The organism is Croceivirga sp. ABH4_376 (assembly GCF_056160685.1).
This window is the reverse complement of record NZ_JBSWXQ010000012.1, coordinates 1-14,128: the sequence shown is the minus strand read 5'-3', so window position 1 is coordinate 14,128 and position 14,128 is coordinate 1. Positions and strand designations below refer to the sequence as shown.

The following is a 14,128-nucleotide window of genomic DNA, read 5'->3' as shown; positions in this document are numbered from 1 at the left end:
TCCTTGTCTTAAAAAATTAATTCATGGCCACGGTGGTTGAGTCCGTAGCTTGTTCTATTGGAGTTTCATTGGTTGATTTTTCTTCTGCAGGTGCATTTGGGTCTACCCAGACCTCACCTTCAGGGTCTTTTGGGTTGGCCGGGGTTGTACCCTCAAATTGAAGCACGTAACTGGCAACTTGGGCAATTTCATTGGGTTTAAGGCTACTTTTCCAAGCTACCATACCTTTACCGTCCCTACCACCTTCTGAGATGGTGTTAAAGACGTTGGATATACCACCGCCCAAAATCCAATATTGATCCGTAAGGTTGGGTCCAATACCGCCACCACCGTCTGCCATGTGGCAGGCCACACAGTTGGTCTGGAAAATTTTTTCGCCCGCTTTTAGATCGGAAGCCTCTGTAAGTATGGCCACTGTACTGGCATCTACTAGGTCTTTTGCGTTCTTTTTATATTCTTCTATAGCAATTTTGGCAGCTGCCACCTCTTGCTCATATTCTAATTTTTGGTCATAGTCTCCTGCAATATGAAAACGTACCAAATAAACAAGTGCAAAGACTATGGTAGCGTAGAACATGTATACCCACCAAGGTGGTAATACATTGTCTAGTTCTCTAATACCATCATAATTATGGTCTAGGATAATTTCGCCCTCTTTTTCTACGGCTCTACTTTTGGTAAGCTTAGCATACATTTCCTTGCCCCAGGTCCACTCCCACGTTTTGTTCTTGTTGGCCAAATATTTGGCCTGGGCCTCTGGAGGCAAGGTTTGGAACATAATGTTCTCAATAGATTTTAAAATTAGTTCTATGGCAATGAGTATCATCAATACCATTAATAAAAAGAACTGTGTAACAGGATAAGCAATTACCGCCGGTTGGTCTCCAGAGTCTATAAAATACTCCATCAACCCAAAAATTAAGAAAAACAGAACCGGGATTCTTATCCACCAAGGTGTTTTAGTTATCATGGATTATAGCTTTTGTTGGTTATCATTATCCAAGGGTAAATTCCCCATCTCTTTTATATAGCCTTTGCTTGCCGTAATTACCCACCAGAATAGCAGGGTAAAGAATACAAAGAAAATGAGCAGTGAAATCATAGGATAGGTGGCTATACCTTCTATGGTCTGCATGTGTTCTTTTACAAATTTTAGCATGATTCTAGTGTTTAATTAATTTTGAGACAATACTTCGCCGGTTTCCTTAATCTTAATATCCGTGCCCAAGCGTTGCAGATAGGCAATTAGCGAAACAATTTCACGGTCTTTCATTTCTACAAACGGCAACCCATTTTCTGCCGCATATTTTTTATCTGCTTCATAGGTTTTAACAAACTCGGGATCCGCATATAGGTTTTTTTCTATTTGCGCGGCCTGTGCGGCCATTGCCGTCTGGGCGTTGTTAATGTCCTCATCTGTATAGGGTACGCCAAGCTTTACCATGGCGGCCATTTTGGCTTCTACATCGCTTCTATCGTGCTCGTTGGTAACCAACCACTGATAGGCCGGCATTATAGAACCAGAAGAAGTACTTTGTGGATCGTACATATGGTTTAGGTGCCAGTTGTCTGAATATTTACCACCAACACGTAACAGGTCTGGTCCGGTACGTTTACTACCCCATAAGAAGGGATGGTCGTACACGAATTCTCCAGCCTTGGCATATTCACCATAACGTTCTACCTCACTTCTAAACGGTCTGATCATTTGAGAGTGGCAACCCACACAACCTTCTCTTATGTATAAATCCCTACCCGCTAACTCTAAAGGCGTATACGGTTTTACACTGGTTATGGTAGGTATGTTAGATTTTACCAAAATGGTAGGTACAATTTGGATGATACCACCAATTAGAATAGCTATGGTTGCCAAAATAGTTAACTGTATAGGTTTACGCTCTAACCAGGTATGGAAGGTTTCGCCAGCCACACGTCTTTTAGAAACTTTGGCCAATGCCGGCGCTTCTGCCAATTCATCTTCTATTTTGCTGCCTTTACGTATGGTTACAATTACGTTGTATAACATAACAAAAGCACCAATGATGTATAGCGAGCCACCTATGGCGCGCATCCAATACATGGGAATTATCTGGGTAACGGTTTCTAAGAAGTTACCGTAAACCAAGGTACCATCAGGATTAAAATCTTTCCACATTAAGGCTTGTGTAAACCCTGCCACGTACATAGGTAGTGCGTATAGGATAATACCTAGCGTACCAATCCAAAAATGGAAGTTGGCCAAGCCCTTAGAGTGTAGGTTGGTTTTGAACATTTTGGGAACTAACCAGTAGATCATACCAAAGGTCAAAAAGCCGTTCCAAGCCAGTGCCCCAACGTGTACGTGGGCAATAATCCAATCGCTAAAGTGTGCTATAGCGTTTACATTTTTAAGGGATAGCATGGGGCCTTCAAACGTTGCCATACCATAACCGGTAATGGCTACCACCATAAATTTTAAGGTGGCATCGCTCCTTACTTTGTCCCAAACCCCACGTAGGGTTAACAAACCATTGATCATACCACCCCAAGATGGTGCAATAAGCATTACGGAGAATACCACACCTAGATTCTGTGCCCAGTCTGGTAAAGAAGAGTATAAAAGGTGGTGGGGCCCTGCCCAGATATAGATAAAGATTAACGACCAAAAGTGAACAATGGATAAACGATAGGAGTACACCGGTCTGTTTGCTGCCTTAGGAACAAAGTAATACATTAAACCTAAGAAAGGCGTAGTCAAGAAAAAGGCTACGGCATTATGGCCGTACCACCACTGTACCAATGCATCTTGTACACCTGCATAAACCGAATAACTTTTTAATGCGGATACCGGTAATTCTAAACTATTAAATATGTGTAATACCGCAACCGTTACAAAAGTGGCCAGATAAAACCAGATGGCAACGTATAAGTGGCGTTGTCTTCTTTTTAAAATGGTACCGATCATATTCCAACCAAAAACAACCCAAACTACGGCTATGGCTAAATCTATTGGCCATTCTAATTCCGCATATTCTTTAGAAGTTGTATATCCTAGTGGTAATGTTATTGCGGCAGCAACTATAATCAATTGCCAACCCCAAAAGTTAATGTTACTCAAAGCATCACTAAACATCCTTGCTTTAAGTAAACGTTGTAAGGAGTAATAAACCCCCGCAAAAATTGCGTTCCCTACAAAAGCAAAGATAACTGCATTGGTGTGCAAAGGCCTTAAACGACCAAAACTTAACCAAGATATGCCATCTGTTAGGTTGGGAAACAAAAACATAAAGGCCAATAATAACCCTACTGCCATACCTACCACGCCCCATAACATGGTGGCATATAGGAATTTCTGAACGATTTTGTTATCGTAATGAAACTGTTGTACTTCCATAATTACTTATTCAATTCTACTTTTTCTTTGGTTGTTTTATTTTCTTTGGATTTAACCAGTTCGTCTTCAAAAAGCATACGAACAGAGGGTGTATAGGCATCATCGTATTGTCCACTTTTTACAGAAAGGACAAACACAAAAAAGAATACCACGGCTACACAAATGCTTATGGTCAATAACATATAAATGACACTCATACCTATTTAATATTTGGTAAAACTACGTTGGAGTTAAAGGGTAAAAAATGATAAATGTCAGCTTTCCGTATCATAATTTTCTACTTATAAAATTGGTGGCTATTGTGGTGAAAACTACAATGCTTATAGAGCTCAACGGCATTAAAATCGCAGCAATAACGGGCTCTAAACGCCCAGTAACCGCAAAAGAAAGACCAATTAGGTTATAACAAAGTGATAGTATAAAACTCAATTTGATGATTTGTATGCTTTTTTTAGAAAGCACTAGAAAAGATGGTAGGTCGTTCAACTTTTCTGCGCTTAAAATGGCATCACAAGCGGGCGAAAAAACATTAATGTCATCAGAAACGGCAATACCCACATCACTTTGTGCCAATGCCCCAGCATCGTTTAGACCATCGCCAATCATTAAGACGTTGGCACTTTTTTGGCACTGTTCTATGTACCGTAATTTGTCCTGCGGTTTTTGGTTAAAGAACATGGGGATTTTAAAGGGAAACCTTTTCTCTAACTTTTCCCGTTCACCATCATTATCCCCAGAAAGTATCACCAACTTGTATTTGGTATGCAATGCGGTAAAAAGTTTTTCTATACCTTTTCTGTAGGCATTTTTAAAGATGTATTTGCCTTTATGCTTTGCATTGTAATTAATATGGACCGCGGTTTCTGAAATATTGCCATTAGTACCGTCTGTATAACTGGCAGATCCCAACTTTATAGTGTTGTTTTTATAGGTTGCCGTTACGCCTTTGCCCGTATCTTCCCTAAAAGAATCCAGGGTATTTATATCATAAGTAGCTAATAAATCATATAGCGATCGGCTCAAAGGGTGATTAGAACCTCTTAAGGTGTTTTTTAATAGGGCAGCTTCTTCTTCGTCTAATGGCATGCCATGGTAAGTTATAGCTGTTTCTTTATGGGTGGTAAGCGTACCCGTTTTATCAAAAACAAGTGTATCTATTTTGGCCAAGCGTTCTATGGTGTTGGTATCCTTGAGATAGAATCCTTTTTTACCAAAAATCCGAATAAGGTTGCCCAAGGTAAATGGTGCTGCAAGCGCTATGGCACATGGGCAGGCAATAATTAATACGGCCGTAAACACATTTAGTGCCTTTGTGGGGTCTTGCCATAACCAATAGGAGGTGGAAAGAATGGCGATGGTTAAAACGGCTAGGGTAAAGCGTTTGCCAATAGCATCCGTAAGTGTTTGAAAATTACTTGACTTGTTTTTACTGAAAACAGCATTACTCCAAAGTTGGGTTAAATAGCTTTGAGAAACGGATTTTGTGGCTTCTATTTCTATAACCGTTCCAATTTGTTTACCACCGGCAAATAAACGGTCGCCACTTTGCTTAAGAACCGCTTCGGACTCTCCCGTAACAAAGCTGTAGTCTATTTGGGCCTTACCGTTTATTAAAATAGCATCTACAGGGAGTATTTCCTCATTTCTTATAAGTAAACGATCCCCTTTTATTACTTGGTGAATTTCTATATCTTCTTCATTTCCGTTAGCCGTTAAACGGGTTACGGCAATAGGAAAATAAGATTTGTAATCGCGTTCAAACGATAGATAGGCATATGTTTTTTGTTGAAAATATCTTCCTAGCAGTAAAAAGAAAACCAACCCGGTTAAACTATCAAAAAAACCAGAGCCCCAATCCATTATAATGTCTACCGTACTTCTTAAAAAGAGCACCAGTATACCCAGTGCAATGGGTACGTCTATATTTAATAATTTAGAGCTCAAGCCTTTGTAGGCACTTATAAAATAGTCTTTGGCCGCATAGAATACCACAGGAATGGAAAAGGCGAACATGAGCCATCTAAACGTATGTTTGTATTGTTCTAACCAAAATTCTTCTACCTCAAAATATTCTGGAAAGGAGAGTAACATAACGTTACCGAAGGCAAAGCCGGCCAACCCTAATTTGTATAATAGGGAATGGTCTTTCTGATTGTTTTTTTTCTGATAATCTTCTAAAGAAATACTAGGTTCATAACCAATTTTTGCTAATAGTAAGACAAGTTCTTTTAAAGTGATTAGCTTATTTTTGAACGTTATCCTCACCTTCTTTTTAGGGAAATCTACTTGGGCAGATGTTATACCTGGGTTTAGCTTGTTGAGGTTTTCCAGAACCCAAATACAAGAACTACAATGGATGTGCGGAATTAAGAATTCTGCCACCTGCACGCCTTCTTCGTTAAATTCTAAAAGCTTGTTGGCAATCTCTTCATTGTCCAGAAAATTGAACTTATTAGCAGTGGCCTTTGGTGTTGCCCCAGCACTTTCTTGTAGCTCATAGTAATAAGCTAAGTTGTTAGTGCTAAAAATCTCGTAAACCGTTTTACAACCATTACAACAGAAATTTTTATCGTCAAAGACGAGATGTTCTTTCTCACAGGGGTCACCACAGTGATAACAATTTGTAGTTTCCATAAAATTTGCTCTTACCTAAGGCAAACTTCTAGAAATGTTCCTCCTTAAAAAATGATATATATCAGGTTTTGGTCTTTGTGTTTTGTTTAACTTTACCATGTCAGGTAATTTTAAAAAATCCATTGGTATGGAAAGCAGATGCGAAAGTTGTATTATACGTCAGTTCAATTCGTTACGGGCCATGAGCAAGGAAGAATTGAAACAGGTTTCCGATTCTAAAATCACTAAAAAAGTAAAAAAGGGCGAACCATTGTTCAACGAAGGTGAAAAGTTGAATGGGGTATACTGTGTACGTAGCGGTGTAACCAAATTGAGCAAACTTAGTGAAAATGGAAAGGACCAAATTGTGAAATTGGCAGCCAAGGGGGAAGTATTGGGGCAACGTTCCGTAATTGCAGAAGAACATACCAATTTATCTGCCACTGCGGTGAGCGATATGGAGATTTGTTTTATACCTAAAACGAGTATTACGGATACCTTGAACAAAAATCCAAACTTTACCCTAGAGGTATTACGTCATATGGCTCATGATTTAAAGGAGGCAGACGATGTAATCGTGAACATGTCTCAAAAAACCGTAAAACAACGTATAGCCGCAGCTTTTCTTTATTTAAAAAATAATTTTGGCGAAGACGAAGAAGGCTATTTAAGACTAAACCTCTCGCGAGAAGATATGGCCAATGTGGTAGGTACGGCTACGGAATCTGCCATTCGTATTATTTCTGAATTTAAGAAAAAGGAGTTGATAGCAACCAAGGGTAAGCGTGTCCGTGTGGAAAACGAACAAAAATTAGTGGACTTGTCTGAAGGTTTTTAATGCGATAAATTTTAAAACTGACATTTGTCATAGTTTGCCCTAAGTGGTACACTTAATTTTATACCATCTAAAATGTTGATGGAATGAAAAGTGTACTGATCCCAACTGATTTTTCTGATAATGCGTGGAATGCTATTTCTTTTGCCATGCAACTATTTAAGGAAGAAACCGTAACGTTTTACCTCTTAAATACCTACACACCCGCAATAACTACCAATAGGTTTATGGCACCAATGGATGGCGCAGGTATGGTAAATAGCGTACAACAACGGTCAGAGACCGGATTGGCCGATACAGAGAAGCGAATTAAAGAACGTTATAATAATGCCAACCACTACATAGAAACAATTTCTTCTTTTAGTTTATTGGTAGATGCGGTTAAAGATGCCGTAGAAACTTTTGATATTAATTTAATTGTAACCGGAACCAAAGGAGCTTCTGGGGTAGAAGAGGTGTTTATGGGCAGCAATACCGTACGCATTATTAAAAACACCAAAAGGTGCCCCGTGTTGGTAGTACCTCAAAATTTTGATTTTATTAGACCATCTGAAATAGCATTTGCAACAGATTTTACACGATTCTACGCCTTGTCCGAGTTAATGCCGCTAATAGATATGGCCAAGATGTTTAAGGCAACCATACGTATAGTACATGTACAGTACGAGATAAAAGCCCTGTCTGAACTGCAGCAGTTTAATTTAAATATGCTTAGGCGTTATTTTGTAGATGTAGAACATTATGTACATACGGTTTCTGAACTAAATTCTGTTTCGCAAACCTTGGAAGTTTTTTCAGAAGAATTACAAATACACCTTTTAGCTATGTTAAATTACCAGCATAGTTATATGGAGAAAATGACGCGAGAGCCTATAGTAAAACGAACCGCTTTTCATACGCAAATTCCATTATTGGTAATACCGGAATTAGGAATGATCGCAAAAACGTTAGAAACAAGCCCTTCCGAAGCTATAGCAACATCAACGGCCTCTTAAAGTTTTTGGTCTAAAGGGTTATCATTATAACCATCTTTAAAGGTATGTGGAGTTTGGTAATCTTCCTTTAAAACGGAATAAACCATGACTATTACAAATGCTTGGCCTAAAACGGTTAGGTAAAAAATCCAATTGAAAGGCAAGTTCATACTAGACATAATGGTTATGGTAACTAGTAATAAGGTAGTAATGGATACTAAAGGTAGAGCTAAATTTTTCATTTTTATGCTGAAGCTACAATTTTATAGGGTAATAATTTAATTTGTTTAAATAATTTTTAATTCCTAACTGTTTGATTTTTAAATGGAATGGAATTAAATGAAATTGTTTTTTAAATAATCCTTGTAAAAAAAATTATAAATAGTAAATTTGCACCGCTCTAATATAGAGCAACCGTAGGTCGCGTAGCTCAGCTGGATAGAGCATCTGCCTTCTAAGCAGACGGTCGAAGGTTCGAATCCTTCCGCGATCACTTAAAAAAACCACGCTAACAGGCGTGGTTTTTTTGTTTACACTTAAGCACTATTACTTGTTGACACCTTTACTGGTTGGTCATAAAATTCATATTCATTGCTATGCAACATTTTTTGATATAGGGTATGGTTAACGGTTACAGGAATTTTCAAGTTAGGAAACTTAATGTCATATTCATCCCCTCTTTTTTTAATTAGCTTCACTGAAATAGGTGGTTTACTCATGCCAAATCAATTTTAAGTTATCAAAAAAAGTATGTTTAAACGGTTACAATAAATATTCCAAATCTTCAATATAATAGGTTAAATACTAATATTTCTTAGACTAACCCATTAGAATATGACAATTTGTCTAATTCAATAAAAACTGTCAAGACTAGTTTTTCCTTACCCGTCTATAAGTCGCTGAAATTTTGACAGAAAATCGTAAAAAAAATATTAAAAAAAGAGGGTTTTAAAGCTTTTTAAATTGGTGTGGTATTTTATTTGTTTATCCATCTAAGCCATAAAGGGCATACATATAAATTGAATGTTAAACTTAAATTTTTTCATTATGAGCAATTTAGTTTCTTTTCCAAAAAATGGAAGTTTAGCAAAAACAGGTCTAGACTTCCCAAGCTGGTCCAATTGGATTGACAGTTTTTTTAACGCTGATTTACCTAATGTGTTTGCCTCTAATTTTAATTCTGGTATGACCTTGCCAAAGGTAAATATTAAAGAAACTGCAGATGCGTATTGGGTAGAAATGGCTGTACCTGGGTTACAAAAAACCGATTTCCAGATTGATTTGGATAACCAAGTTCTTTCTATTGCAACAGAAATGAACCAAGAAGAGCAAAATGAACAGACAAACTATGCACGTAGGGAGTTTGGTTACGCTGCTTTTAAACGTAGTTTTTCTTTACCCGAGACAATTGAAGAGGAAAATATCAATGCAACTTATGAAGCGGGAATCTTAAAAATACATTTACCTAAAAAAGAAGAGGCAAAACAAAAGCCCGCAAAGACCATAGCAATATCCTAACTTAATCTTTTCCCTATTAATTGAAGATGGAGGAGTGTAGACTCCTCCATTTTAAATTTTAGTTTTTGATAATGCTTAGAAAATTTAGACCCGAAGAAAGGGTAATTCAAAAAGAAAAAATTAATGCAAAAGAAATGGAGTATTGGACTATGTAGACCAAAGATTACCCATAATTGGAAGTCCTCTTAGAAATTCTTATGTACGCTGTGTAGCTTACGATAAAGGGGAAAGAAGGGTGTATACCTTTCATCAAAATAGGCTAAGAAAGGTATATCGTAAAAAAGCAAAAGTTAATTAGATAACTAAAAACATTTTACAAATGAGAATTTGGAACTATTTAAGTTTGATAAGTTGGCTGTTTTTACAAAGTTGTAACGGACAAGAAACGGGAAAAGCCGAACAACCATCACAGGATTCTAAAAATGATACCGGTAATTGGAGTGTTTCTAAGGAATATGATGACTATGGTAACTTAATTAGTTATGATAGTGTGTATACTTGGGCATCTTCTCCTGAGATTACTAAAGATAATAAGGATAGTTTACTACAACAGTTACAGCATCGTTTTTATAAACAATTTCATGGAATACCAAGAGATGGGGATGAATTCTTAAACAAAAAAGATTCGCTTTTTATCTCTCATTTTTTCAATGACGATTTCTTTGAAAGTGAGTTTGGTAAGGAATTTATGCAATTAGATAATCTTCATGAACAGCTAAGGGATAAGCATAGGAATTTCTTTAAGAAATACGGTTTAAATATACATAGGGATAGTACTTTAAATTTTTAACTATGGGTAAGTTTGCAATTTCACTGGTGGTGACCACCGTTGTAGGTTTGCTATTAGTTCATATTATAGCACAACTTTTTCTGCATAAATGGGATTCTATCAAAAATTTATTCGATAAAAAAAAGAACAAATTGAATCCTTCATAGAACGTTTTAATAAATCCTGCTTCAGGACTAACTTTTAAAAACTTTTGGGCTCTATAGGGTTTTATACTATAGAGCTTGTTTTTAATGTTACGATATAATTCGGTAGTACCTGCATTAAATTCATCAATATAGTCTTAACACATTAACTTTTTGTCAAGTTTATATGCCTTATGTTTTTTAAGACTTCTATACGTGCAATAAAAGTATCTAGTATTAAATGGTACAATTGGTCTCCCAATACCTGGTCTTCTACACCAAAATCAATGTTAGGATTATCGTTAACCTCAATAACGTAAACCTTACCATCTACAAATTTTAAATCAACCCCATAAAGTCCGTCCCCAATTAAGGATGCTGCCTTAAGTGCCGTATTAACTACTTGTTCTGGAACTTGGTCTATGGGAAGGGTTTCATGATTTCCAGATTTATCGGCATCTTCACTATTCCAATTATAAATCTGCCAATGATTTTTGGTCATGTAATATTTGCAGGCAAAAATGGCTTTGTTGTCCAATATACCAATACGCCAATCAAACTCTGAATACAAGAATTCTTGGGCAATTACCATATCTGTTTTTTTGAACAAAGCTTTTAACTCTTCTTTGGCTTCAATTTTATTGTTTACCTTCTTTACGCCCAAAGAAAAGGCACTATCTGGTTGTTTTAATACGGCAGGGTAGTTAATGGTCTCTAGCACCTTATCATTAAACATGTTCTTGGTCAATGCCTCTGTATTGGGTGTTCTAATCTTGTTCCTTTTAAACAATTCGTGCTGGTAAATTTTATTGGAACACCTAAGAATAGACCAGGGGTCGTCCATAACCACTAAGCCTTCGGCAAAGGCCAATCTAGCCAATTCATAAGTGTAATGGTTTACGTTGGTGGTTTCACGAATAAACAACCCATCAAACTCATTTATTTTATTAGTATCGGCTTTACTAATGAATTCTACGTAAACCCCTTTTTTATTGGCTATTTTTTGAAACTTGTCCAACGCTTCTTTATTAGAGGGCGGATTTTCTTCGTAAGGGTTAATTAGTATGGCAAGGTCATAACTATAATTGTTCAGTTTTGGTAGATTATACCTTTTTTTATTGAAATGTTTTTGGGCAGCGCTATACATAAAATCCAATTGGCTATCCTTAAAACCCTTAAAACTCAATGCTTTTATATTTTTAATGATCCACTTGTCACTTTTAACAAAGTTTACCGTAAACAAGGGAACCTCAAAAACCTGGTATAGATTTGCCGCTAGACTTTCATATTGTATTAATGGGGTTTGCCCAAAATAAATATCCAACTGTAAATTAGGTTCTGTCTCTTTTTGAAGGGTGCGATTAATTTGATCATTAAGTTCATATGAAAGTGATTGTACCACGTTGGCAATTTGCACATCTTTAATAGTAGAAGTGCTTGGTATGGCACGCTGCCCGCGAGCCGAAGCCAATAAAGAAACGTAGTATCCGTAACTCTGATATTTGTAAGAACTACAGAGGTTAAAAACGCGATAACTAGCGTTGTTCTGGTAAGTTGGGTTATTAATATAATCTTTAACAGAAACTACCGTAGCTTTAATATCCATAGCTTTCCAAGCATAGGGTTGGTCTATGATTATAAGGTTTTTGTTTTCTTTTTCCTTGATAGTATGGCCAGTAGGTAACCCCATTTTTATGGCATCTATACTGTTTTTATAGTATGCCTTAAGTGTTTTTATTTTTTTAAAACCTTTTTGGTAATACCAGTTTAGTAGTTTGGTATTATCTGCACTAGCTTCTAAGGTTATGCTTTGAAAATTATGGGTACTAGCAAAGGTTTTTATAAAGGCTAAAAGCTCGCTACCAATACCGCTATTTTGGTGTTCTTTAGCTACACCTATAGAATAAATACGAAGCATATGCTTGTATTTAAATAGGGTAGCGGCTCCAACTTTGTTGTTGTAAGCCTCTGCTATAATTACCTCTTGAAAGGGGCTGGATAAGCTTTTCTTTATACTATTTTTAGTTGTTTGTTGATAGATAGGAAAGGCCGCTGTTTCTAGTTGAAGTAGAAAGTCTAAATCTTCTACTGTAGCCTTTCTAAATTGTATGTTCATTTAATCTTTTGCATGTTGATAATTAGTGTTTTAACATATAATCTTTTGGCTTAAAACACTTTTAAAATTTTCTGCAATGATACAGTTTTAGCACACACAAAATTGAATTCTTTTCATAAAATTATAGTGAAATTTATAGGGTAAAATGAGGCTAAAATTTGTTGTGGACAGTGAAGTGGAAAAGTGATAGGAAATGAAAAAAGTTTATTTGTTAATTCGCCAAGGTGGATTAATTCTATTTTCACCTGCGTGGAAAAGTATGAGTTGATTTCCGTCTAAATCCTTAAGGCGAGCTTCCCTCCATAGCCACTTCTGGTCTATTGGTTCTTGCTCAAAATTAATGCCTTGTTGTTTACAGTTTTTAACGTGTTGATCTAGATGCTCACATTCAAAATATACGTAAACCCCATTACCGTTTGGTAGCTCTTCAACTAAATGGATAGAAAAAGTGGCATTTCCAATTGGGCATAGGAATCGTGCATAATGGGGCAATGCTTCTACAATTACGGTTAAACCTAGTTTTTCATAAAAGGGAATGGCTTTTGCGACATCTAAAGAGGGTACGGTTATTTGGTTTAGGTTCATAATTAACTATGTGTCTAATATGTTAGAACTATAAGCCGATATACCTTAATTTTTGATTTATAATAAGACTTAAGTTGATTGTGGGGATTTGGCGGTTTTACCTCAGTTCTTTGTTGTAGGTAGTTTTTATCCTTTTCACACTTATATATTCAACAATTTTTCCGCCAATAAAAACAAACAATGATATAATTCCAGAAAATATCAGTCCGGTTATAAATGAGAAATTCCGTCCTGTATCCGAAATTACTTTTTGCATCGCTTCTTTTTGTTCTGACGTGATTTCCTCTCCGTTAAAAAATCCGTCTCCATTTAAATCAAATTTTTTTAGAGCCAGTTCCAATGTAATATCAGAATAAGTCGCTCCTCCAACAATGAGAAGATAAATTCCGAAAAACACAGTTGTGCTTATCCAAAACCATTTCCATTTTCCACTCACAAATGACTTTTTTCTTTTCAGAAATATTATTCCCAAAGTCAAAATTGAAATCAGACTTGGAATTATTAAATGATATGGTAAACTTATTTCGTTCATTAGTTTCGTTTCGGTTTTGTCAAATTACACACAACGGCCCTGGCTATGGCCCGTTGCTTCAAAAGCCCAGACCAGACCAGGAATGATTTATAAAAACCTAAGATAGGAAATAAAGACTACCCTTGGGAAGCAATGGGCTATAGGCGTTGTTGTGCGGTCGTTTTATCGTTCAAGAGTGAGAGTTTACTTTTCCTAACCAGATAGTAGTACATCAACATAAACATACTCAAAAGTCCATTTGCTTTTTAATGGACTATATGACAAATGATTTTATTTTAAACTTTACTTAAACTCCATCCTTAAACATGTTGTATAAGACATCAATCAATTTAAAAAGGATTATACCAACAATAATTCCTATATAAAATGAAGGTTTTTTATGAGCTGGTTTTTTCTTTTCTCCAGTTTCCATATTTATAATTGGTTTTTGTTATTTCAGGTTCACTTAAATGACGCACAACGGTTCGGCTATGATTTCGTTGTGGAATTTCACGCAGTGAACATTCCGCCCGAAATCTAACCTTAGCTTAAAAGTAAGGATTTCCGTTTAGGAAATCCGCCACAATGAATTATAGCCAACTTAAGTTTGATTCTTTTTAAATTGATGTAATAATAAGAAAGAACAAAAGAGAGGAATAAGGTCAATATAGCCATAGGAACTATCGATTCC

14 protein-coding genes and 1 tRNA gene are annotated in these 14,128 nt (G+C 36.4%); 5 read left to right on the top strand and 10 right to left on the bottom strand.

What is annotated here, in order from left to right:
• Positions 1-16 precede the first annotated feature (16 nt).
• The 5 genes from ACXAGS_RS15460 to ACXAGS_RS15440 form a co-directional block, all read right to left on the bottom strand.
• Entirely contained in the window at positions 17-970 is a 954-nt protein-coding gene (locus tag ACXAGS_RS15460; protein ID WP_474908021.1) for a cbb3-type cytochrome c oxidase N-terminal domain-containing protein, read from the bottom strand.
• A 3-nt stretch (positions 971-973) separates the two neighbouring features.
• On the bottom strand, positions 974-1,159 hold the full coding sequence (locus ACXAGS_RS15455; protein ID WP_474908020.1) for a CcoQ/FixQ family Cbb3-type cytochrome c oxidase assembly chaperone: 186 nt from the start codon (positions 1,157-1,159) through the stop codon (positions 974-976).
• 15 nt (positions 1,160-1,174) lie between these two features.
• Entirely contained in the window at positions 1,175-3,373 is a 2,199-nt protein-coding gene (gene ccoN / locus ACXAGS_RS15450; RefSeq protein ID WP_474908019.1) for a cytochrome-c oxidase, cbb3-type subunit I, read from the bottom strand.
• Positions 3,374-3,375: 2 nt separating this feature from the next.
• Positions 3,376-3,570 carry a cbb3-type cytochrome oxidase assembly protein CcoS gene (gene ccoS, locus ACXAGS_RS15445; protein WP_474908017.1) on the bottom strand — a complete coding sequence of 65 codons (195 nt, stop codon included), beginning with the start codon at positions 3,568-3,570 and terminating at the stop codon, positions 3,376-3,378.
• Between the two features lie 70 nt (positions 3,571-3,640).
• Entirely contained in the window at positions 3,641-6,007 is a 2,367-nt protein-coding gene (locus ACXAGS_RS15440) for a heavy metal translocating P-type ATPase (RefSeq protein ID WP_474908016.1), read from the bottom strand.
• A gap of 127 nt (positions 6,008-6,134) precedes the next feature.
• Between ACXAGS_RS15440 and ACXAGS_RS15435 the strand changes: the two genes are divergently transcribed.
• Both ACXAGS_RS15435 and ACXAGS_RS15430 read left to right on the top strand, forming a co-directional pair.
• A complete protein-coding gene (locus tag ACXAGS_RS15435) occupies positions 6,135-6,824 on the top strand; it encodes a Crp/Fnr family transcriptional regulator (RefSeq protein ID WP_474908015.1) in 690 nt (229 codons plus the stop codon).
• Positions 6,825-6,907: 83 nt separating this feature from the next.
• A complete protein-coding gene (locus ACXAGS_RS15430; protein WP_474908013.1) occupies positions 6,908-7,816 on the top strand; it encodes a universal stress protein in 909 nt (302 codons plus the stop codon).
• On the opposite strand, the gene ACXAGS_RS15425 is transcribed toward ACXAGS_RS15430, so the two are convergent.
• A complete protein-coding gene (locus ACXAGS_RS15425; protein ID WP_474908012.1) occupies positions 7,813-8,037 on the bottom strand; it encodes a hypothetical protein in 225 nt (74 codons plus the stop codon). The two genes, ACXAGS_RS15430 and ACXAGS_RS15425, sit on opposite strands and share 4 nt — an antisense overlap.
• Positions 8,038-8,214: 177 nt before the next feature.
• Between ACXAGS_RS15425 and ACXAGS_RS15420 the strand changes: the two genes are divergently transcribed.
• Positions 8,215-8,288 (top strand) — tRNA-Arg (locus ACXAGS_RS15420).
• A 43-nt stretch (positions 8,289-8,331) separates the two neighbouring features.
• On the opposite strand, the gene ACXAGS_RS15415 is transcribed toward ACXAGS_RS15420, so the two are convergent.
• Positions 8,332-8,514 (bottom strand): hypothetical protein, encoded by a 183-nt coding sequence (locus ACXAGS_RS15415; protein ID WP_474908010.1) that lies wholly within the window; start codon positions 8,512-8,514, stop codon positions 8,332-8,334.
• A 328-nt stretch (positions 8,515-8,842) separates the two neighbouring features.
• Here ACXAGS_RS15415 and ACXAGS_RS15410 point away from each other — a divergent pair, with 328 nt between their 5' ends.
• On the top strand, positions 8,843-9,313 hold the full coding sequence (locus ACXAGS_RS15410) for an Hsp20/alpha crystallin family protein (protein WP_474908009.1): 471 nt from the start codon (positions 8,843-8,845) through the stop codon (positions 9,311-9,313).
• A gap of 319 nt (positions 9,314-9,632) precedes the next feature.
• The gene (locus tag ACXAGS_RS15405) at positions 9,633-10,103 is read left to right on the top strand and encodes a hypothetical protein (protein WP_474908008.1); all 471 of its coding nucleotides are present in this window, start codon (positions 9,633-9,635) and stop codon (positions 10,101-10,103) included.
• Positions 10,104-10,391: 288 nt separating this feature from the next.
• On the opposite strand, the gene ACXAGS_RS15400 is transcribed toward ACXAGS_RS15405, so the two are convergent.
• The 3 genes from ACXAGS_RS15400 to ACXAGS_RS15390 all read right to left on the bottom strand — a co-directional run bounded on the left by ACXAGS_RS15400 (position 10,392) and on the right by ACXAGS_RS15390 (position 13,458).
• Entirely contained in the window at positions 10,392-12,341 is a 1,950-nt protein-coding gene (locus ACXAGS_RS15400; protein WP_474908007.1) for a GNAT family N-acetyltransferase, read from the bottom strand.
• Between the two features lie 204 nt (positions 12,342-12,545).
• Positions 12,546-12,926 carry a VOC family protein gene (locus ACXAGS_RS15395; protein ID WP_474908006.1) on the bottom strand — a complete coding sequence of 127 codons (381 nt, stop codon included), beginning with the start codon at positions 12,924-12,926 and terminating at the stop codon, positions 12,546-12,548.
• A gap of 97 nt (positions 12,927-13,023) precedes the next feature.
• The gene (locus ACXAGS_RS15390; RefSeq protein WP_474908005.1) at positions 13,024-13,458 is read right to left on the bottom strand and encodes a hypothetical protein; all 435 of its coding nucleotides are present in this window, start codon (positions 13,456-13,458) and stop codon (positions 13,024-13,026) included.
• Between the last annotated feature and the right edge of the window lie 670 nt (positions 13,459-14,128).